The sequence below is a fragment of the Kitasatospora sp. NPDC048407 genome (assembly GCF_043200475.1).
Classification (GTDB): domain Bacteria; phylum Actinomycetota; class Actinomycetes; order Streptomycetales; family Streptomycetaceae; genus Kitasatospora.
The window spans coordinates 124,025-144,884 of the sequence record NZ_JBICXW010000012.1; the positions used below are offsets into that span (position 1 = coordinate 124,025).

Here is a 20,860-nt window from a genome sequence, read left to right on the forward strand (position 1 = left end):
TCGAAGGCTAGGCGGGATGTACACGCTCTGTCGCGAAGCCCGGGCCGGTTTCGCCCTTTCCGCCCGAATTGCAGCGGCACGTGGGCTACGGAGTGTCAGTTTCCTCGCTGCGGGCGGCGGCCAGCCGGGAGTGCTTGGCGCTGTAGGTGAAGTAGAGGACGCCGGCCAGGGCCAGCGCGATCGCGAAGGCGATGAAGGTGTCGCGGTGCAGCCTGGTGATCAGGTAGACGCAGGAGGCGGCGCTGAGCACGGGGGTGACCGGGTAGAACGGGACCTTGAAGCCGCGCGGCAGGTCGGGGCGGGTGCGGCGGAGCACGATGATGCCAACGGACACGGCGCAGAACGCCACCAGCGTGCCCATCGAGGTCATGTCGGCCAGCAGCTTGAGCGGGAAGACGGCGGCCAGCAGGGCGACGGCGGCACCGACCATGACGGTGTTCCACACGGGGGTGCCGGTGCGCGGGGAGACCTTGGTGAAGTGGCGCGGCAGCAGGCCGTCGCGGCCCATCGCGAACAGGATCCGGGTCTGGCCGTAGATCACCACCAGGGTGATGGAGAAGATCGAGATGATCGCGCCGCCGGCGAACACCAGGGCGGGCCAGGACTGTCCGGTGACGTCCTGCAGGATCTGCGCGAGGCCGGCCTTCTGGCCGTCGAACTGCTGCCAGGGCTGGGCGCCGATCGCGGTGACGGCGACGGCGATGTACAGCAGGGTGACCACGCCGAGCGAGATCAGGATGGCCAGCGGCAGCGTGCGGCGCGGCTCGCGGACCTCCTCGCCGGCGGTGGAGACGGCGTCCAGGCCGATGAACGAGAAGAAGATGGTGGAGGCGGCGGTCTGCACGCCCTCCCAGCCCTTGGGGGCGAACGGGGTGAAGTTTCCGGCGTGGAAGCCGGTCAGGCCGATGGCGACGAACAGCAGCAGGATGGCCAGCTTGATGGCCACCATCACGGCGTTGACCTTGGCGGATTCGCCGGCGCCGCGGATCAGCAGCACGGTGACCAGCGCGACCAGGATGACGGCGGGCAGGTTGACGATGCCGTTCTCGCCGGGCGGGGCGGTGAGCGCCGCGGGCAGGTGCAGGCCGAACGCCAGGTCGGCGAACTGGTTGAGGTACTGGCCCCAGGTGACGGCGATCGCGGACGCGGAGACGCCGTACTCCATCAGCAGGCAGACGCCGACGCCGAACGCGACGATCTCGCCCATGGTGGCGTACGCGTACGAGTACGAGGAGCCGGCCACCGGGATGGCGGAGGCGAGCTCGGCGTAGCAGAGCGCGGTGAGGCCGGCGGTGACGGCGGCGATCACGAAGGACATCACCACGGCCGGCCCGGCTTCGGGGACGGAGGTGGTGAGGACGAAGAAGATGCCGGTGCCGACGGTGGCGCCGATGCCGATCGCGGAGAGCTGCCACAGGCCGATGGACCGGCGCAGGTGCCCGGCTCCGGTTCCGCCCGCTTCGGCGATCAGGGTGTCCACGGGCTTGCGCCGCAGCAGGCGGGTGGTGCTCATCGAATTGTCCTTCTGGTGGGGATCAGGGAGGAACTGTATCAAATGCACCGCTATGCATAACTATGCGACCTTGGAGCCTTGAGGCGGTCACCGGTTCAGGGCGGCCTGCATGACGGCCTTGGCGATCGGCGCGGCCAGCTTTCCGCCGGTGACGTCGGTGGCCTGGCTGTCGGCGACCACCACGGCGACCGCGACCGGCGGAGTGGCGGTGGAGCCGGCCGGGCGGGCCCAGGCGATGAACCAGGCGTACGGGGTTCCGGTGTTGTCGACGCCGTGCTCGGCGGTGCCGGTCTTCCCGCCGACCTCGGCGCCGGGGATCTGCGCGTTGCCGCCGGTGCCGTTGTTCACCACGTTCACCATCAGCGTGCGCAGCTCGGCGGCGACGCCGGGCCCGAGGGCCTGCCGGTACAGGGTGGGGCGCATCAGCTGGACCTGGGTGCCGTCGGCCTTGGTGAGCCTGTCCACAAGCTGTGGATACATCACCCGCCCGTCGGCGGCGGCCCCGGCGGCGACCATGGCCATCACCAGCGGGGTGGCGGCGGTGTTGTACTGGCCGATCGAGGACAGCGCCAGCTGCGAGCTGTTCATGGTGGTGTCGAAGTTGGAGCGGGCGGCCCGCACGGGAACGTCGAGCCTGGCGTCGTCGAAGCCGAAGCTCTTCGCCATCGCGACCATCCGGTCGAGGCCGGTCTGCACGCCGAGCCAGCCCATCACGCTGTTGCAGGACATCGTCATCGCCTGGTCCAGCGACAGCCCTTCCCGGTCGCAGCCGCTGGTGTCGTTGTTGAGCGTGGTGGTGGTGCCGGGCAGCACGTACGGGTAGGGCGCGCCGGTGGGGGCCTGGATGTCCGTCACGGTGCCGTTGGCGAGGGCGGCCGCGGCGGTGACCACCTTGAAGGTGGAGCCGGGCGGGTAGATCTGCCGCAGCGCCCGGTTGAGCATCGGCTGGTCGGGGTCGGCCTGGAGTTTCTCCCAGGTGGCCTGGTCGGCGGAGCCGGTGCCGGCGATCGCCCCGGGGTCGTAGCTGGGGGTGGAGGCCAGCGCGAGGATCCGGCCGGTGGCGGGTTCGATCGCGGCGACGGCGCCCTGCTGGCCGCCGAGCCCCTGCATGGCGGCGCGCTGCACGGCCGGGTCGATGGTGGTGACCACGTCGCCGCCGGGCTGCTGGTGGCGGGTGATGGCGTCCCACACCGCCCAGCCGGCCAGCCGGGGGTCGGTGCCGGTGAGCAGGTCGTCGTAGACGCCCTCCAGCTGGGTGTTGCCGTAGAGCTGCGAGGAGTAGCCGGTGACGGCGGCGTACAGCGGGCCGTCGGTGTAGGTGCGCTTGTACGCCAGGCGGCCGCCGGTGGCGACCGAGCCGGTGACGGGCTGGCCGGCGATCAGATTGCCGCGCGGCTGCGCGTACCGCTGGATGGTGGCGCGCTGGTTGGCGCTGTTGTGGTCCAGCTCCTGCTTCTGGAACACCTGGACCCGGGTGCCCTGGACGGCCAGCGCGATGATCAGCAGCATGCAGAAGGTGGCGGCCCGGCGGCCGGTGGTGGAGATGCCGGGCAGGCCCTGCGGCCCGCCGTTGGTGCCCTCGGGGCGGGTGAACCTCACGCCGCCTCCTCGGGGACGGGGCGCCGGGCGACGTCGCTCATCCGCACCAGCAGCGCCACGATGATCCAGTTGGTGACCACCGAGGACCCGCCCTGCGCGATGAACGGCAGCGTCATTCCGGTCAGCGGGATCAGGTCGAGCACGCCGCCGGCCACCACGAACACCTGGATCGCGACCAGCGCGGCCAGACCGATCGCGAGCAGCCGCCCGAACGGGTCGCGCAGCGCGATGCCGGTACGGAAGCCGCGGGAGACCAGCAGCGCGTACAGCAGGAACACCGCGAGCAGGCCGGTCAGGCCGAGCTCCTCGCCGATGGTGGCGAGGATGAAGTCGGACTTGGTGGCGAAGCCGATCAGCGCCGAGTGGCCGAGGCCGAGGCCGGTGCCGAGCTCGCCGCCCCAGGCGAACGCGAACAGCGACTGGGCGATCTGGTTGGCGCCCTGCCCGGCCTCGATCGAGGCCAGCGGGTGCAGCCACGCGGTGACCCGGCTGTGCACGTGCGGCGACAGCCAGCCCACCCCGACGGCGGCGACGGCCGACAGCAGCAGGCCGATGACGATCCAGCCGGTGCGGGCGGTGGCCACGTACAGCATCACCACGAACAGGCCGAAGAACAGCAGCGAGGTACCGAGGTCGGTCTCCAGCACCAGCACGCCGACGAACGCCGCCCAGATCAGCAGCACCGGCCCGAGCACCCGGCCGAGCGGGAGCCGGAACCACAGCACCTTGCGGCCCGTCAGGGCGAGCGCGTCGCGGTGCTGCGCCAAGTAGGCGGCGAAGAAGATCGCCAGCAGCACCTTGGCGAACTCGCCGGGCTGGAAGGACAGCGGGCCCAGCGTGATCCAGATCCGCGAGCCGTACACCGGCGGGAAGAACACCGGCAGCACCAGCAGGACGAGCGCCACGAACGCGCCGAGGTACGCGTAACGCTGGAGCCGGCGGTGGTCGCGCAGCAGGAACAGCACCGCGATGAACAGGCCCACCCCGAGGGTGGACCAGAGCAACTGGGTGGGGGCGGCCTCGTGGTGCGGGGTGTTACGGTCCAGCCGGTAGATGACGACCAGCCCGATGCCGTTCAGCAGCACCGCGATCGGCAGCAGCAGCGGGTCCGCCCACTTCGCCCGCCAGCGCACCGCGCCGTGCGCGAGCAGCGCCAGCACCCCTAACGCGGCGCCGTACTGGGCGGCGTCCGGCGGCGCCTTGCCGTCGATGTTGACGCCCACCTCGACGTACCCGAACACCGCGATCCCCACCGCGGCCACCACCAGCAGCAGTTCGGTCCACCGCCGGGGCCGCCGCGCGCCGGCCGCGAGGATCGCGTAGTCAGTGGCCACCGGGCATCCTCGCCGGCTCGGAGGGGCAGGAACGGCGGGGTCCGAGCGACCCCGCCGGTGCGACCTTGAAGCAGCGTCAGAGCGTGGACGTGGGGTTCGCCGCGCGGGCGATCTCCCGCAGGTGCTCCTCCTCGTCGTGGCTCAGCGAGGTCTGGATCAGCTCGCCGCCGAACTGCGCGACCGCCGGGATCACCTTGTCCTGGGTGGCGGTGCGCACCAGGGCGAACACCGCGGCGCTGCCCGGGGCCAGCTTCTGCCCGACCTGCCGCATGAAGTTGTCGTCCACGCCGGTGTCGGTGGAGGCTCCGACGGCGGCGCCGGTCGCGCCTCCGATCGCCGCGCCGATCACCGGCATCAGGAACAGCAGGCCGATCACGCCGCCCCACAGGGCGCCGGAGGCCGCGCCCAGGCCGGTGTTGGAGACCGCCTGGTGGAGCTTGATCTTCCCGTCCGCGCGGCGCTCGACCACCACGATGTCCTCCAGGTCGATCAGCCGCTGCTTCTGAAGACCGATCAGCTCGTCCCGGACCTTCTGCGCGGTGGCGACATCGGGGTAGGCGATCGCGAACAGGTTGCTCACAGCAGGGTCCTTCCGGCAGGGCATCGGGCACGTCACCAGCACCCTAGCCATGGTTCGCGGTATTTAATCCCATCTACTGCGGTGTGTCCGGTTCCCCCGCGCTCACTCGCCCCGGCGCTCCGCCACCGCCACCGCCGCCCACCCGGCGGCCGCCGCCAGCGCCACCGCGCCCGGAAACGTCCACCACGGCACCGACAGCGTGTGCTGCCGCGAACCGAGCACCAGCGCCCGCACCACGACGTTGGCGGGCGAGCCCGGTACCAGCAGCACCAGCACCATCGCGCCCAGCCCCAGCGGCACCGCGTACTGCGTGGCCGCCACCACCGGACGGTTGCACACCGCGCCCACCGCCGTGCCCGTCAGCACGCACACCACGGTGGCCAGCAGACCGGCCGCCACCGCCGGCCCGGAGCTGCCGCTGCCCACCAGCAGCACCGCCGCCAGGCCCGCCGCGCCCAGCGCCAGCCCGGCCAGCGCCGCCGCCAGCAGCGCCGACAGGTGCACCCGCCGCCAGCCCGCGGCCGCCACCAGGCAGGCCCGGGACTGCGCGGGCTCCGCCGTCACCGCCGACCGGACCAGCCAGCCCGTCACCGGCACCAGCAGACCGGCCGAGAACGCCGCCGCCGACAGTGCCTCGTCGCCGCCCGACACCCCCAGGCCCATCAGCAGCAGGTACACCAGTCCGGGCGGCAGCCAGCGCTGCGAGCGCACCAGCAGCTCCAGGTGGTAGCGCGTCAGCATGCGCACCGTCACGACGTCTGCTCCCCTCGGACGGAACGGATGTGCACCGGCGGATCGGCGGCCAGCAGCCGGCGCAGCAGCGCGTCGGAGTGCGCGGCCGGCACGTCCAGCCGGGTGGCGCCGTCGGCCAGCGGTTTGCGTTCGGGCCGGCCCGGCAGCCACTCGGGCAGCGCCTCGGCCTCGACCACGACCGCGGTGCGCGGCCCGTCCTCGTCGACGCGCGGCAGCGGGATCGGGTGCAGGGTGCCGCCGTCGACCCGGTGCCCCTCGGTGGTCAGGCCCGCCAGCCGGGTCGGGTCGTGGTCGACGAAAACCACCAGGCCGCCGGCCGCGGCCCGTTCGGCGACCGCGCTGTCGAGTTCGCCGCGGGCGTTCTGGTCGAGCCCGGTCCACGCCTCGTCCAGCAGCAGCAACTCGGCCTCGGCGAGCATCGCCTGGGCCACCGCGACCTTCTGGCACGTCCCCTTGGAGAGCCGGCCGATCGGGGTGCCCGCGTACCCGGTGATGCCGAACCGCTCCAGCCAGTGGTCGGCCCGCCGCCGCGCCTCCCCGGCGGACAGGCCGCGGATCCGGCCCAGGTGGCACAGGTAGTCGCGGGCGTCGAACGGCAGCGCGGGCGGGAACCGCTCCGGGACGTACGCCCGGCTCGCGGGCACCTCGACCGTCCCCCGCCCGGCGCGCTCGATCCCGGCGAGCAGCTTCAGCAGCGTCGACTTTCCGCTGCCGTTGGCACCCTCGATCCGCACCAGGGAGCCCGGGCGGAGTGTCAGCCCGACCTCCCGCAGCACCCACGGACCGCCGCGTCCGTAGCGTTTTCCGACGCCTTCCAGACGCACCGTCATGCGCTCTCCCCGCCTGCTGTGCCGACCAGTTCAGGGTACGTCGCGCTCACCACGCGCATTGGGCGATTGGAACTGACGGTTCATAGGATGCGGCGGTGATCACCCTTACCAAGAAACGACGGACGGCCCGCGGAGCCGCCCTGCTCGGGGCGCTGACGATAGTCGGCGCCACGGTGCTGGTCGGCTTCCCCGCGTACGCCGACGAGCCCGGGGCCCCGCCCGCCGCCGCGACCGAAGCGCCCAAGGTCGACCTCATCCTGGACGGGTCGGGGTCGATGCGGACCGCCGACATCCAGGGCAAGAGCCGGATCGCGGTCGCCCAGCAGTCCATCAACGAGGTCATCGACGCCCTGCCCGACGAGACCGAGTTCGGCCTGCGCACCCTCGGCGCGACCTACCCCGGCGCCGACCAGAAGGAAGGCTGCAAGGACACCAAGCAGCTCTTCCCCGTCGGCAAGACCAACAAGGTCGAGGCCAAGACCGCCGTCGCCACCGTCCGCCCGACCGGCTGGACCCCGATCGGCGTGGCGCTGCGCGCCGCCGCCCAGGACCTCGGCACCGGCCCGACCACCCGCCGGATCGTGCTGATCACCGACGGCGAGGACACCTGCGCCCCGCCCGACCCGTGCGACGTGGCCCGCGAACTCGCCAGCCAGGGCATCCACCTGGTGGTCGACACCCTCGGCCTGGCGCACGACGACAAGACCCGCCAGCAGCTGCTGTGCATCGCCAACGCGACCGGCGGCACCTTCACCGACGTCCGCACCCAGGAACAGCTGACCACCCGCGTCAAGCAGATCGTCACCCGCGCCCAGGACACCCACACCGTCACCCCCGCCAAGGTGACCGGCGCCGAACAGTGCACCAACGCGCCGATCCTGGCGCCCGGCGTGTACAGCGACCGGGAGAAGTTCTCCGAGCACCGGGTGTACCGGGTGCCGGTGAAGGCCGGCCAGGAACTGCGCGCCTCGGTCAGCGTCACCCCCGACCGGGCCGTCGCCCGCGACTACGGGGTCCTGCTGCAGGCCACCGACAGCAGCGGCCAGGAACTGGTCCGCGGCAGCGACGCCGGCTCCGGCCGCACCGACGTGGCGTCCACCGGCGTCCGCTGGTCCGCGCCCGACACCTCCGCCTCCCCGTCGCCGAGCTCCGGCAGCGCGTCGAAAACCGACCGCACCGTCTGCCTGATCGTCAGCAACTCCTTCGCCGGCCAGGCCGCCGCCCAGGCCGCCGACCCCGGCCTGCCGCTGGAACTGACCGTCGACGTCTCCGCCGCCTCCCCCGCGCCCGACGGCGCCGCGATGGGCCTCGGCCGCGGCTGGATCCTGCTCGGCGTGCTCACCCTGGCCGGCCTGCTCGCCGGTCTGATCTTCGGCTGGCTGGCACGCTGGCGGATCGCCGTCTGGCGGGAGAACTGACCATGCGCAAGCTCTTCACCCTCGCGGCCCCGGCCGCCGCGCTCACCGGCCTGCTCCTGCTGGCCCCCGCCGCGACCGCCGCTTCGCCCTCGCCCTCGCCGTCCGCGAGCGGCAGCGCCAAGCCGGTGCTCAACTCGGTCGGCACCAGCTTCCTGACCGCCACCACGCTGGCCGCCGGCCAGGACGCGGACGTCCCGGTCTCCACCGGCGACTACCTGTACTGGGCGTTCCCGGCCTCCGAGGGCCAGACCGCCACCGTCCAGGTCAAGGTCACCCTCCCGGACGCCGCCGACCGGCACGGCGCACAGACCTGGACCGTCGAACTCTTCGACGGCCTGCGCCGCCGCCAGGCCTGCACCGCCGGACCGCAGAACGGCACCGCCGAACAGAGCGCCACCACCATCGCCCTGAGCTGCACCCTGCGGCAGATCCGCTCCTGGGCCGAGCCCTGGTCCGGCGACCCGCTGCCCGGCACCTACTACATCCGGCTCTCCACCAGCGACATCCCGCAGCAGGACCTCGGCCTCGCCTCCCAGGTCCACGTGCACGTCGCCACCACCGGCGGCCTGAACGACGCCCAGCCCGAAGGCGGCTCGCTCAAGGCCCCGCTCGTCCCGCCGGTCAACGCCGGCTCCACCGCGAGCGGCCCCGCGGCGACGCCCGCCCCCAGCGCGAGTGCCGCGTACGCGGCGGCCCCCACCGCGGAAGAGACCCACTGGTACTCGGACCTCTTCTCCGGCTGGAACACCCGCTGGTGGTGGACCGCCACCGGCGGCATCCTCGCCGCCCTCGCCGGCGTCCTCGGCTACACCCTCACCCGCCACCCGCGAGGGCACCGGCCGCACCACCATCACCACCCGGTGGAGTAGGAAGAACGCAGGCGAGCGCGAATACAGGGGCGCGGGGAACTGCGCGAAGCGGAAGGCACCACGTCCGCAAGATCGCGATGCAGGCAATGACTTGAACACTGCTCGCGACCTTGCGGACGGGCCTGCGCTTGTCGCGCAGTTCCGCCCCCTCGGCTTCGCCTGGGGGTACCCCCAGCGCCCCTTACTTCCCGAGCGTTGCGAGAATCCGCACCGCCGACATCCCCAGCTCCGGCGTGACAGCCGTGCTGGGTGCGAAGTGCCGCTCGAGGACGTCCTCCGTGTACCGCCGGCACTGCTGGTGCCAGTGCAGCACGGCGGCCATCCAGTCCTCCAGCTCGTGGACGTACCCGTCGATCGCCTCCGACGCCTCGCCATCCAGACCGAAGTCCTGCTTCAGCAAAGGCAGTTCACCCTGCACCACGTGCTGGAACTGGTTCAGCCGCGAGCCCATCAGGTCCGCGACGATGTCCACCGCGACGGGGTAGTCGCAGGAGAAGAAGTTCTCCACCACCCGGACCAGGTTGTGGAACTCGCCCTCGTACTCGATCTCCTTCTGGTACGAGTGCAGGTCGTTGACCAGGCAGGCGTAGTCCGCCGCCGAGTTCTCGATCGCCCGCATGGTGCCGCTCTCGTACACCGCCTCGGGAATGGTCTCGCCGCGCCCGAGCCGGGACAGGCTCATCGTCAGGTCGGAGCCGAAGGTGGCGCGCCGCATCTCGATGTAGTCGACGGGGTCGGGGATGCGGTTCTGCGCGCCGTTGGCGAGCTCCCACAGCCAGCTGTCGATCATGTCGCCGACGGCCTTGCGGAACTTGGCCCGGGCCGAGGTGGAGAAGGGCGCGCTGGTGCGCTGCCAGAGGTCGGCGAGGCCGGCTTCCAGAGCGTTGCGGGGCTCGAAGGGGAGGCTGCCGTCGAGCGTCATCAGGGCGTAGAGCCGCTCGTTGGTGGCCTTCGCGCCGGCCAGGTCGCGGGGGCGGCCGAAGACCGGGGGGTAGTAGTCGTCGGCGTAGGTGCCCCAGGTGAGCCAGGCGGAGCTGAGGTCGAGTTCGGCGGCGGTGCCGTCGGGGTCGATGCCGGCGGCGCACAGCGGGAAGTCGTAGTCGCGGAGCTTCTGTTCGTTCCAGATGTCGGAGGCGGGGACGCCGGGCTCCGGGTCGAGCAGGCCGAACTCGCGGGCCCAGTCGATGACGTTCTCGCGGGAGGCGTCCAGGTGCGGGTTGAGCGAGACGGCGTACGGCATCGGGAAGTCGGGCATCCGCGAGGGCCCGACCCTGCGGTGCGGGGTGTGGGCGAAGCTGCGCAGGCCGCGGATGCCCGCCGCGAGGCGGATGTTGGCGGCGGAGGTACCGAGGCCCTTGGGGCCGAGGACGGGGGCTGCCGCGCCGCCGCCGTTCATGTAGCGGCTGGAGCGCATGTGCCATTCGTGGCCGCCGGACTGCCAGTCCTGCATGCCCTTGACGTAGGCCAGGACGCGGGCGATCTCCTCCGGGTTCAGCGCGTGTTCGGCGAACAGGCCGGGGAGTTCGGTGAGCGCGGTGTTCTCGAACTGCTGGAGGCGGGACGTCAGCAGGTCGTTGACCGCGTCCGCGGCCTGCTGGGTGGAGCAGCCGAGGAAGGTCTCCAGCACCAGGACGCCGTTGGAGAGTTCGCCCTCCTCCTGGATCTCGCGCTCGTACGAGAACAGGTCGTTGCGCAGGTGCACGCCGTCGGAGAAGGCGTCGCGCAGGACCCGCAGCGGACGGGAGTACGCGACCGCCTCGGGCACCTCGGCGTGTGCGGCGTACTCGATCAGACCGGCCGACCAGGGGGCACCGCCGACCTTGCGGCGCATCTCGATGTACTCGACGGGGTTGGAGACCCGGCCCTCGTTGATGTTGGAGAGCTCCCAGAGGGACTCGTTCAGCAGGTTCCGGGTGGACTCGGCGAACCGGGCCCGCCAGTCGGCCGACATGTGCGGGACGGTGCGCTGCCAGAGGTCCGCCAGGCCTGCCTCGACCGGGTTGGTGGCATCGGGGAAGCCGTCGGCGAGGTCCATCGGCATGAAGGCGGGCAGCCGGTCCAGGTAGGCCTTGCCGCCCTCCCGGTCGAGGGTGCGCTTGAAGATCTCCAGGAAGTGGTCGTCGAAGAAGAAGACCCAGGTGTACCAGTCGGTGACGAGGTCGAGTGCCTCGCTGTCGCAGTCGGGGTGGGTGTAGGAACAGAGCAGCGCGTAGTCGTGCGAGTCGAGATCGTGCTCCTCCCAGATGCCCGATCCCTCCAGCATGCCGAAGTCGCGTGCCCACTCCTTGGTGTGCACCCGCGCCTTCTCGTAGTGCGGGTTGATGCGCGCCGGGTACGGCACGTAGAAGTCCGGCAGTTCGAACGGCTGAGCCACTGGGTCCCGCCCCTTTTCGACGACAGAGATCGGCGCGATGCCTAACGAGCCCTCCGACCCTCGGTCACCGCTACCCGGCTCCGCCGCCCCGACGCCACAATCCACTCGTACGAGTGAACTCGGGGACGATCGCGTGACATTGGGTAGTGTCCGACCCCTCCGCCAGACTGTCACCGCCAGCCTCCCCCGCCCCTTGGAGCCTCGCATGGCGTTCACCGACGAGACCTGGCGCCTGGTGCGCGGCGAGGAGTTGGTCGCCGAGATCCGCATCACCGAAGCCGACTTCCCGTGGCTGTCCGGCGATTTCCTGCCCGGCCCGGGCTGGCCGGCCGCCGAGCCAGGGTTCGCCGAGAGCCTTCGGCTGGTCGAGGCCGAGGAGTGGGAGGCGTGGGACCCGTTCTACACCGCGCTGACGAAGAACTGCACCCTGCACGCCCCGGACGGCCCGGTCGCCGAGTTCCTGCTGCACATCGATCCGCCGCAGGCGTGGTTCCGCTTCAGCGAGGAACCGTTCGAGGACGACTGACGCACCGCCCGTCAGGTCTGTGGCCGGAAGATCTGGGCCTCCGCCAGGTCGCTGCTCCAGTCGACCTGCCAGCCGCGGCTTGCGGCCAGGGCGGCCAGCCCGCCGAGGCCGATGCCCCGGTAGTAACGCCGCCGGATGCTCGTCCTGGGCATCAAGTCCTTGCCCTTGTACTTGTAGCGGTACTTCTTGTTGTGCTCCAGCCGCGACCGCACCCTGGCCAGCTCCTGTTCGATGCCCCGGTCGAGCGCCCGCGCGGCCCACGCCTCCCACTCCTCGCGGGTGCCGTGCCGCTCCAGGCGGTAACGGCTCGGCGTGAGAACGAACTTGGACGCACCGGGCTCGGCCGTGCCGTCGAGCGCCACCGAGCCGTCCAGGAAGTCCCAGAGGACCCGGATCGGCAGCCAGAACCACTGCAGCCCGAACTGGAGCCGCAGCCCGAACGCAGAGCGCTGCGGCAGCGGGCCGGTACGGAGGCCGGGCGGGGCCGGTGGGTGCCAGTTGCTCATCCGAATGCCTCCAGGGTCCTCACGTCGTCCGGGCCGAGCCGTGCACGCCCCGAACTGCAGTTCGATCTTCGTACACCAAGCGCAGGGTATCTTCCGCCGCCGAAGAGGCCGACGGGGCGTCAGGGCAGCGCGAGCACGAGCGGCCGGACGGGACTGCCGGGGCGTCAGGGCAGCGCGAGCACGAGCGGCCGGACGGGGCTGCCGGGGTCGAGTCGGTAGCTCCAGTCGGCAGGCACCAGCAGGCACTGGGCGGCGCGCAGGCGCAGCGTGCTGCGGCCGGCGGCGGAGCCGGGGGGCGGGCTCAGCTGGACCGCCGCAGCGCCGCGCCGTTGCACCAGCAGCACGGCGGCATGGCCGTGCTGCCACGGTCCGGCAAGGCGGTCGGGGACGGCCAGGACGGGGCGGGCCAACTCCCGTTCCAGGGCGGCGGCCAGCGCATCGGCGGAGCAGTCCGGGGCCGGTTCCTGCTCACTCCACATCAGCGCCGGCCCGGAGCGGGCGGTGCCGCCCCGCAGGAAGGCCGCCAACTCGACGACCTGGCCGTCAGGTTCGGGAGACCGCCGGTCCTCCCCTTCGTACCACTGCACGACTGCCCCCTCCGGAGCGGGCGCCGAGCCGTCTCGGGCACCGCCGAACCATCCTGGGCCGCTCTCAAACCTGATGGACAGTCACGAGATCGCGTGACACCCGACCCCGTACAACCATTCCGGCAGGACATGGCCTTTCAACCGATTTGACCCGTTTCGCCCCCTGGTCACTTTGCTGCCAGCGCAGTTGATGAGGTGGCCACCCGGTGGTCCGGCGGTGGCCCGGCGGACATGCTGGATGCAGGCCGAACAGCACCGGGCAGCACCGCCCGACCGGCCCGCTCCCCACCCCACAACCGCCCTCGGAGGCCCCCATGAAGCGCGCCCTCGCCCTCGCCGCCGTCACCGCCGCGGCCCTGTTCGCCGCCGTTTCCCCGGCCTCCGCCGACACCGCCGCCCCGACCGGCTCCACCACGCTGCAGCAGCAGGTGACGGTCGACCTGCCGGACACCCCGATGGGCGGCGACACCTCGTGGGGCGGCGCCTGCGAGACCCCCCTCTGCCAGCCCTGGAACTGACCCCCGCTGCCACCTCGACCTCCGGGAGTTCTCCATGCACACCTCCACCGTCCAGCACCCCGCTGCCGCCGTCGGGTTCAGCCGCCGCGAGCTCCAGGTCCTGCACCTGGTCGGCGAGGGCGCCAGCTATGCGACGATCGCCCGCCGGCTGGGGCTCAGCCCGCACACCGTGGACACCTATCTGCGCCGGATCCGCGCCAAGTCCGGTGTCAGCTCGCAGGTCCAGCTCGCGCTGCTGGCCTCCCGGCTGCCCACGCCGGCAGCCGCCTAGGAAGAGGCGAGGGGGTGCAGCTAGGTGCACCCCGGCCGGGCAGGTGGCTGCAATGGCACGAGAAGCGCCGCCCGGGATCGTCATGGGTGACACGACGATCCCGATCGAGAGGCGAACTCCCATGCGGAACACCCGGGCCACCCGGACCGGCTGGTTCGGCCCCGCCGCGCTCTTCCTCGCGGTGGCCTTTCCGGCCGCCGGCCTGCTGGGCGCGGTCCAGCCGCTCACCGGACTGCCCGACGAAGTCCTCCAACTGACCCAGTTCGGCCCGGCGTTGGGCGTGGCCGCGGTCGCCCTGATGCGGCCGTCGCAGGTATGGGGCCTGCTGACGGCCGGCGGGGCGCGCGGCCCGCGCGGGGCACTGCTGCTCAGCGCCGTGGCGATCACCGCGCTGGCGGTGGCCGGCGCCCTGCTGCTGCACGGCGGCGTCCCGGTGCGCGACCCGGGTTCGCTGGCCGCCCCGTTCGGCGTGGTGGTGGTCGCCCAGTTCGTGGGCGCCTGCGGCGAGGAGATCGGCTGGCGCTGCCTGCTGCAGCCGCTGCTGCGCACCCGTTTCGGCCCGCTCGGTTCGTCCGCCGCGGTCGGTCTGCTCTGGGGCGCCTGGCACGTGCAGGTGTTCGCGCAGGCCCCGGCGTACGCGGCCGGGTTCCTGGCGGCGACGGTCGCCATGTCGGTGCTGCTGGGCCTGGCCTGGGAGCGGATCGGCGCCCACCGGCTGCTGCTCGCCGGCGGCTTCCACACCCTGGTGAACCTGGGCATGCTGCTGTTCCTGGACGAGGAGTCCGGCGCGGTGGAGCCGATGCTGCTGTTCGGCGCGGCGAGCGTGCTGGTCGCGCTGCCCTGGGTCCTGGCCGACCGCCGCCCGGCCCGTGCGGATAGGCTCGCGACGACATGACGGACCGACAGATGCGCTTCCGGGGACCACTGGTCGCCCTGGCCCGCTGCCAACGACTCTCGCTGGACGCCCTGGTGACGTCACTGCGGGGGCTCGCGGCGCTCGGCGCGCTGACACTGCTGCCGGTCGGCCTGGGTCTGCTGCTCCTGCCGTCCGCGGCCGGCCTGCTGCGCCGCGGCAGCGACCGCGAACGCGACCGCACCGCCCGCTGGACGGGCACCGTGCTCGACGATCCCGAACCGCTGCCCACCGCCCCGACCGTCACCGGCCGGGCGGTGGCGGTGCTCGGCTCGCACGCCTTCTGGCGCGACCTCGCCTGGTCCTGCTTCGGCCCGTGGAGCACCGGCCTGCTGGTCGCCGTCCCGCCGACGCTGGTCGGCTTCGGTCTGTTCGGCGCGCTGGTGCAGCCGTTCATCTGGCAGTACCTCGGCCCGGACAACTGGTACGCCTTCGTCCCGGTGGAGTCCACCGGCACCGCGCTCGCCGCCGCCGCGCTCGGCCTGGCCTTCGTCGCGGGGGGCCTGTGGCTGACCGTCCCGGTGCTGGTCCGCTACGGCGAGTGGACCGGCAAGCTGCTGGGCGACCCGTACGCGACCCGGCTGGAGCGCCGGATCGGCCAGCTGACGGACAGCCGGGCCGACGCCCTCGACACCCAGGCCGCCGAACTGCGCCGGATCGAACGCGACCTGCACGACGGCGCGCAGGCCCGGCTGGTCGCCCTCGGCCTGACCCTCGACCAGGCCGACCGGCTGGTCGACAGCGACCCGGCCGCCGCCCGCCGGCTGCTCGGCGAAGTCCGGGCCAGCTCCGAGCGGGCCCTGCAGGAGCTGCGCGACCTGGTCCACGGCATCCTCCCGCCGGTACTCGCCGACCGCGGCCTGCCCGACGCCGTCCGCTCGCTCGCCCTGGACGCCTTCCTGGACGTCGAGGTGGACGCCGACCTGCCCGGCCGGCTGCCCGCCGCCGTCGAGGGCGCCGCCTACTTCGCGGTCGCCGAACTGCTCGCCAACGCCGGCAAGCACTCCGGCGGCCGCACCGTGCGGATACGACTGCGCTGCGTGGACGGCCTGCTGCGCGCCACCGTCACCGACGACGGCCGGGGCGGCGCCGACCCGGCCCGCGGCAGCGGCCTGGCCGGGGTGCGCCGCCGACTGGCCGCCTTCGACGGCACCCTCGCCCTGGTCAGCCCGCCGGGCGGACCGACCACCGCGACCCTGGAGCTCCCGTGCGCGTCGTCCTCGCCGAAGACCTCTTCCTCCTCCGTGACGGCCTGAGCCGCACCCTCGCCGAACACGGTTTCGACGTCGTCGCCGCCGTCGACAACGGCCCCGAACTGCTGCGCGCCCTGCGCGAGTTGCGCCCCGACGTGGCCGTCGTCGACATCCGCCTGCCGCCCACCCACACCGACGAGGGCCTGCAGGCCGCGCTGACCGTCCGCCGCGAACGGCCCGCCCTGCCGGTGCTGGTGCTGTCCCAGTACGTGGAGCAGCTGTACGCACAGGAACTGCTCGCCGACGGGGAGGGCGCGGTCGGCTACCTGCTCAAGGACCGGGTCACCCACACCGCGCAGTTCGTCGACGCCGTCCGCACCGTCGCCTCCGGCGGCACCGTGATGGACCCGCAGGTGATCGCCCGCCTGATGGCCCGCTCCACCGCCCGCGGCACCACCGCCGACCTGTCGCCCCGCGAACTCGACGTACTGCGCCTGATGGCCGAGGGCCGCTCCAACGCCGCGGTGATGGCCGAACTGCACATCGGCGAGAGCGCGGTGGCCAAACACACCGCCGCGATCTTCGGCAAGCTCCGGATCGACAACACCCCCGACGCCAACCGCCGGGTGCTCGCCGTCCTCGCCTATCTGAAGCGCTGACGCCCTGGCGCCGCGCGGTCGGGCTCGTAGGGTCCTGAGGAAACCGCCGAACCTGGAGTGCCTCTTTGCTCGCCGAACCCTCCCCCGCGCCGCCTCTGCCGCCCGCCATCGGCAAGGGGCCGCCGCACTCGCCCTGCTGCTGTCCACTCCCCCGGTGGCCCGCCTGCTGCGGCCGCTGCTCGCCCCGCGACTCGGCCTGCTGCTGCGTCGCCAGAGCCTGTCCCCGGAAGCCGGTCCGCCGCCCGCCCGTGATCGCTAAGCTGCCGGGGCGGTGGTGGAACGATCACGGAGGAACGGTTTGCGGGACGAGTGGATCAGGGTGCCGGTCGGCGACGACTCCGCACGGTGGACCACCCGGGGCGAGTGCCGGCGGGTCCTGCTGGTGGCACACAACGTCACCTCGGCGACCCGGCTGCTCGACGTGGTCGGCCTGTTCCGCGACGACCTGCGCGTCCAACTGCTCGCCACCTGCCCCGGCAGCTCCCCGTTCCGCTCCGGACTGCCCGAACTCCTCCACTCCCTGGGCGTCCCCGTCGTCCCCTGGGAGCAGGCCCTCGAGCTCGCCCCCGAGCTGGCGATCTCGGCCAGCTTCGGCGGTCAACTGCACGAGCTCAAAAGCCGGTTGATCGTCCTCTCGCACGGCGTTGGCTACAATAAGAAGCTGGCAACACCGGACACCGGACACCGGACACCGGACACCGGAGCGCCGGTGTTCGGGCTTTCGCGCGAGTGGCTGCTCCACGACGGGGTCCCGGTCGCCGATGCACTGGTGCTGTCCCACCCCGACCAGCTCGACCGGCTCGCGGCGGCCTGCCCGGAGGCGGCCGGCACGGCGGTGCTCGGCGGTGACCCGTGCTTCGACCGCATCCTCGCGGCCCGCCCCCGCCGCGACGCGTTCCGCCGGGCGTTCGGCGTCCGCCCCGGGCAGCGCCTGATCGTCCTCAACTCGACCTGGAACCCCACCTCGCTGTTCGGCGACGGCGGCGCGGAGGACGTCCTGCCGCTGCTGCTCTCCCGCCTGCCGGAGCTGCCGCTGGACGAGTACCGGGTCGCCGTCGTCCTGCACCCCAACGTGTGGCACGGCCACGGCCCCGGCCAGGTCCGGCTCTGGCTCGACGGGGCCCGCCGGGCGGGCGTGACGCTGGTCGACCCGGTCGCGGACTGGCGGCAGGCCCTGATCGCCGCGGACGCCGTGATCGGCGACTTCGGCTCGGTCAGCTACTACGCGGCGGCCCTCGGCACCCCGGTGGTGCTGGCGGCGGCCGGCGCGTCCGTCCTCGACGACGGCTCCCAGGTCGCCGCGTTCGTCCGCGAGGCCCCGAAGCTCGACCTGCACGCCGCGCTGGCCCCGCAGTTGGTGGAGCTGCTCGCCCGCGGCACGGCACCGGCCGGACCGGCCGAGCTGACCAGCTCCCGCCCGGGCGAGTCCGCCGGTCTGCTGCGCGCGCTGTTCCACCGCCTCCTCGACCTCCCCGAACCGCCCGCCCCCGCACTGCTCGACCTGCTGCCCCTGCCCGTCCACCAGCCGCCCCTGGTGACGGCACCCGTCCGGGTGCTGGCCCACGCCGGCAAGGACGGCACGGTCGAGATACGCCGGTTCGCCGCTCCCCGCCACGAGCCGGAGGGCCACGGCACGGCCCACCTGGTCGCCCACGAGGACACCCTGGACCCGGGCACCCTGGCCCTCGCCGACGTCATCGTCCGCCACGGCACCCTCGACGACCCCCGGCTCGACCCGCCACTCGCCTGGGCCGATCACACCCTGTCCCGCCACGCCTCCTGCACCCTGGCCGTCCAGATCACCGGCCCGACCACCTGCACGGCCCGCCACCGCTCTGGCGCGAACCTGGAGTTGACCTCCCTCGACGGCCTCGACCCGGCCACCGCCGCCTCCGCCCTGCTCGCCCTCGGCCCGGCCACCGGCACCCTGACCGTCCGCACCGCCACCACGATCCACCGGGTGACGGTCGCTCAACCCCGCTGACGCACAGCAGCCGCAGCACCGCGAGCTGCGCCAGGTGGACCACCGCGGAGCCGCTCAGCGGAGGACAACCACTCGACAAACCGCTCCGCCACGCACGTCCAACGAAGCCCCCCACCGCCGGAGGCTCACTCTCGGCCCGACCACCGGCACCCCGACCGTCCGCACCGGCGCCGCGATCCACCGGGTGACGGTCGCTCAGCCCCGCTGATGTGCGGCTCGGTCACTCGCCCCCGTTGACGCCCGACTCGGTCACTCGCCCGCGTCGCCGCACAGCGACCGCAGCACCGCGAGCGGCACCAGGTGGAACACCGCGCCGCCGCGCTCCAGCAGCACCCCGGCCTCGTCCAGCAGCGGCAGCGCCTGCGCCCCGTGCCCCTGGTCGATGAGCGTCTGGACCAGGTCGGTGAGCGCGCGGGCGGTGTTGTAGGCCTCGCCGGTGCCGCGGAAGAACGCCACCGCCTGCTCGATCGACGCCCGGGCCTCCTCGAACCGGCCCAGTCCGCGCAGCGCCCGGCCGCGGTGCCGGGCGAGCAGGGCGCGGGCCCGGGGCAGGTCGGCCTGCCCGCTGTCACCGTCCCCGATGCCGTCGAGCAGTCCGACGGCCCGGTCGAAGCACTCCAGCGCCTCGGCCCAGCGCCACTGGCGCAGCCGCAGCAGGCCGAGCGTCTCCACGGCGGTGGCCTGCCCGCGCAGGTGACCGTCCGACTCCTCCACCTCGGCGGCCAGCACCAGCTGCTGCTCGGCCTCGCCGTACTCCTGCAACTCGGTGAGCGCCAGCGCGAGTTGGACGTGCATCCGGGCCGCGACCGGAGGCCGGACGGCGGATGCGGCCCGCGCACCGGCCCGCAGCGCGGGCAGCAGTTCGTCGTGCCGGCCGGCCTTCAACTGGACCGCCCACAGCGCCTCGACCAGCTGGCAGACCAGGTCGGGGGCGGCGAACTCCTCGGCGGCGCCCACGGCTTCCACCAGGTTGGGCAGTTCCGTCCCGAGCGCCGCCAGCGCCTCGGCCTCGCCGAGGTAGCCGTCCGGTCCGAGCTCCGCGTACAGCGGGCCGAGGTGCCAGCGCTGCGGGAGCGCCGCGTAGTCGGCGCGGACGGCGAGCCGCAGGTAGTGATCGACGGTGCGCCGCACGGCAGTTGCGCAGGCCGCGAGCCCGTCCTCCCGAATGGCTGCTGCCTCGGCGTGCCGGCGGACGGCCGGGCGGTAGCGGTGGCGGCCGTCGAGGGCGGTCTCCAGCAGTCCGGCGGCGGCGAGTTCGTCCAGCGCCTCGGCGGCCTCCGCCTCGGTCAGTCCGGTGGCGGCCGCGGCGGCGGCCGGCCCGATCGCGGGCCATCGGCGCAGCGCGCAACTGCGGTACACCGAGGCGCTGTTCGGCGCGAGGCGGGCGTACCGGTCGGCGGTCGCGGCCTCCACGGGGTCGGCGAAGACCTGCCCGGCGAGCGCCCGCGGCGCGGTCTCGCCCAGCACGGTGGCGGCGGCGCGCAGCGCGAACGGTGAGCCGGCGCAACGGTCCAGCACCCCGGGCAGGGCGGCCTTGGCGGCGCTGACGGTGTGTTTGCCGGCCAGGTCGGTGAGCAGCCGGCGGGCGTCCTTGTCGGCGAGCGGTCCGACGGGGAGGTTCAGCGCGTCCAGCCCGGCCAGCGGGCGGCGCGCGGTGATGACGGTGACGACGCCGGGGGCGGCGGTGAGCAGCGGCCGCACCTGGGCGGCCGAGTGCGCGTGGTCGAGGACGACCAACAGCCGCCGCCCGGCGAGCAGTTGTCCGAACCGTTCGGCCCGGTCCTCGACGGTGGCGGGCAGCTGGTCGGCGGGGACGCCGAGCTTCTGCAGGAAGCGCCGCAGCACGGTCGCCGGGTCGGCCGCGCCCTGCGGTCCGCCGGCGCGCAGGTCGGCGTACAGCTGTCCGTCGGGGAACCGGTGGGCCTCCCGGCCGCCCCAGTGGATCGCCACCGCGCTGGTGCCGATGCCGTCCGGGCCGTGCAGCAGCACCTGCCGGGGCCGACCGTCCGCCTTCCGTCCGGCTTCCTTGTCGAGCGCGGCAAGCGGCCCCTTGCGGTCGGTGAAGTACCGGGTGGAGACGGGCAGCAGCCGCGGCACCGCGTCGGCCTGCTCGGACTCCCCGTCGGCCAGGCCCGTCAACCACGCGGCCAGCGCCCGGGCGTGGGCCGGATCGCGCCGCGCCCCCTCGACCAGCAACCGGGCGAGTTCCTCCCGCTCCTCGGCCCCGGAGGGCGCCGCGAGCTGACGGCCGGTCACCCGCTGGGCCAGGTTCCCGATCGACTCCCAGGCCCACTTCCCGGCTTCCCCGGCCATCGCCGAGCCGATCGTGCCCAGCACCCCCGCGACCGCCGAGACCGACAGCGGATCGATCATGCCCCCACCCCTCAGTACCGTGCGCGAAGACGACGACCTCCGCCCACTCCACCCGACGCG

19 protein-coding genes are annotated in these 20,860 nt (G+C 73.2%); 9 read left to right on the forward strand and 10 right to left on the reverse strand.

Annotated elements, in window-relative coordinates:
- Positions 1 to 85 precede the first annotated feature (85 nt).
- The 6 genes from ACGFWJ_RS22435 to ACGFWJ_RS22460 all read right to left on the reverse strand — a co-directional run bounded on the left by ACGFWJ_RS22435 (position 86) and on the right by ACGFWJ_RS22460 (position 6,609).
- Positions 86 to 1,513: an amino acid permease gene (locus ACGFWJ_RS22435; RefSeq protein WP_392952249.1), complete on the reverse strand. Its 1,428-nt coding sequence runs from the start codon at positions 1,511 to 1,513 to the stop codon at positions 86 to 88.
- Between the two features lie 87 nt (positions 1,514 to 1,600).
- Positions 1,601 to 3,022, reverse strand: coding sequence for a penicillin-binding transpeptidase domain-containing protein (locus ACGFWJ_RS22440; protein WP_392952446.1), 1,422 nt, complete (start codon positions 3,020 to 3,022; stop codon positions 1,601 to 1,603).
- 86 nt (positions 3,023 to 3,108) lie between these two features.
- Positions 3,109 to 4,446: an FtsW/RodA/SpoVE family cell cycle protein gene (locus ACGFWJ_RS22445; protein WP_392952252.1), complete on the reverse strand. Its 1,338-nt coding sequence runs from the start codon at positions 4,444 to 4,446 to the stop codon at positions 3,109 to 3,111.
- Between the two features lie 76 nt (positions 4,447 to 4,522).
- Positions 4,523 to 5,026, reverse strand: coding sequence for a DUF1269 domain-containing protein (locus ACGFWJ_RS22450; RefSeq protein WP_387638161.1), 504 nt, complete (start codon positions 5,024 to 5,026; stop codon positions 4,523 to 4,525).
- A gap of 102 nt (positions 5,027 to 5,128) precedes the next feature.
- On the reverse strand, positions 5,129 to 5,779 hold the full coding sequence (locus ACGFWJ_RS22455; protein WP_387638163.1) for an ABC transporter: 651 nt from the start codon (positions 5,777 to 5,779) through the stop codon (positions 5,129 to 5,131).
- Complete coding sequence (locus ACGFWJ_RS22460; protein WP_392952255.1) at positions 5,776 to 6,609, reverse strand: ATP-binding cassette domain-containing protein; 834 nt, start codon at positions 6,607 to 6,609, stop codon at positions 5,776 to 5,778. Before ACGFWJ_RS22460 ends, ACGFWJ_RS22455 begins: the two co-directional genes overlap by 4 nt.
- Before the next feature lie 95 nt (positions 6,610 to 6,704).
- On the opposite strand from ACGFWJ_RS22460, the gene ACGFWJ_RS22465 reads away from it, so the two are divergent.
- Entirely contained in the window at positions 6,705 to 8,027 is a 1,323-nt protein-coding gene (locus tag ACGFWJ_RS22465) for a VWA domain-containing protein (RefSeq protein ID WP_392952258.1), read from the forward strand.
- 2 nt (positions 8,028 to 8,029) lie between these two features.
- Complete coding sequence (locus ACGFWJ_RS22470) at positions 8,030 to 8,896, forward strand: peptidase (protein ID WP_392952260.1); 867 nt, start codon at positions 8,030 to 8,032, stop codon at positions 8,894 to 8,896.
- Between the two features lie 181 nt (positions 8,897 to 9,077).
- Here ACGFWJ_RS22470 and ACGFWJ_RS22475 read toward each other — a convergent pair whose 3' ends face one another.
- Positions 9,078 to 11,270: a germacradienol/geosmin synthase gene (locus ACGFWJ_RS22475; RefSeq protein ID WP_392952263.1), complete on the reverse strand. Its 2,193-nt coding sequence runs from the start codon at positions 11,268 to 11,270 to the stop codon at positions 9,078 to 9,080.
- 205 nt (positions 11,271 to 11,475) lie between these two features.
- Here ACGFWJ_RS22475 and ACGFWJ_RS22480 point away from each other — a divergent pair, with 205 nt between their 5' ends.
- On the forward strand, positions 11,476 to 11,796 hold the full coding sequence (locus ACGFWJ_RS22480; RefSeq protein ID WP_392952265.1) for a hypothetical protein: 321 nt from the start codon (positions 11,476 to 11,478) through the stop codon (positions 11,794 to 11,796).
- Positions 11,797 to 11,807: 11 nt separating this feature from the next.
- Here ACGFWJ_RS22480 and ACGFWJ_RS22485 read toward each other — a convergent pair whose 3' ends face one another.
- Complete coding sequence (locus ACGFWJ_RS22485; RefSeq protein ID WP_392952266.1) at positions 11,808 to 12,302, reverse strand: hypothetical protein; 495 nt, start codon at positions 12,300 to 12,302, stop codon at positions 11,808 to 11,810.
- Between the two features lie 164 nt (positions 12,303 to 12,466).
- Positions 12,467 to 12,889 (reverse strand): hypothetical protein, encoded by a 423-nt coding sequence (locus tag ACGFWJ_RS22490; RefSeq protein WP_392952268.1) that lies wholly within the window; start codon positions 12,887 to 12,889, stop codon positions 12,467 to 12,469.
- 314 nt (positions 12,890 to 13,203) lie between these two features.
- Here ACGFWJ_RS22490 and ACGFWJ_RS22495 point away from each other — a divergent pair, with 314 nt between their 5' ends.
- The 6 genes from ACGFWJ_RS22495 (at position 13,204) to ACGFWJ_RS22520 (ending at position 18,427) form a co-directional block, all read left to right on the forward strand.
- Entirely contained in the window at positions 13,204 to 13,407 is a 204-nt protein-coding gene (locus ACGFWJ_RS22495; protein ID WP_392952270.1) for a hypothetical protein, read from the forward strand.
- Between the two features lie 34 nt (positions 13,408 to 13,441).
- Positions 13,442 to 13,678, forward strand: a complete 237-nt coding sequence (locus ACGFWJ_RS22500; protein ID WP_392952273.1) for a response regulator transcription factor — start codon at positions 13,442 to 13,444, stop codon at positions 13,676 to 13,678.
- Between the two features lie 121 nt (positions 13,679 to 13,799).
- Positions 13,800 to 14,573, forward strand: a complete 774-nt coding sequence (locus ACGFWJ_RS22505; protein ID WP_392952275.1) for a CPBP family intramembrane glutamic endopeptidase — start codon at positions 13,800 to 13,802, stop codon at positions 14,571 to 14,573.
- Complete coding sequence (locus ACGFWJ_RS22510; protein ID WP_392952278.1) at positions 14,570 to 15,847, forward strand: sensor histidine kinase; 1,278 nt, start codon at positions 14,570 to 14,572, stop codon at positions 15,845 to 15,847. The genes ACGFWJ_RS22505 and ACGFWJ_RS22510 overlap by 4 nt, the downstream gene beginning before the upstream one ends.
- Positions 15,799 to 16,443, forward strand: a complete 645-nt coding sequence (locus tag ACGFWJ_RS22515; RefSeq protein WP_392952281.1) for a response regulator — start codon at positions 15,799 to 15,801, stop codon at positions 16,441 to 16,443. The genes ACGFWJ_RS22510 and ACGFWJ_RS22515 overlap by 49 nt, the downstream gene beginning before the upstream one ends.
- A gap of 298 nt (positions 16,444 to 16,741) precedes the next feature.
- Positions 16,742 to 18,427, forward strand: a complete 1,686-nt coding sequence (locus ACGFWJ_RS22520) for a hypothetical protein (RefSeq protein ID WP_392952283.1) — start codon at positions 16,742 to 16,744, stop codon at positions 18,425 to 18,427.
- Positions 18,428 to 18,676: 249 nt separating this feature from the next.
- Here ACGFWJ_RS22520 and ACGFWJ_RS22525 read toward each other — a convergent pair whose 3' ends face one another.
- Positions 18,677 to 20,800, reverse strand: coding sequence for a tetratricopeptide repeat protein (locus ACGFWJ_RS22525; protein WP_392952286.1), 2,124 nt, complete (start codon positions 20,798 to 20,800; stop codon positions 18,677 to 18,679).
- Between the last annotated feature and the right edge of the window lie 60 nt (positions 20,801 to 20,860).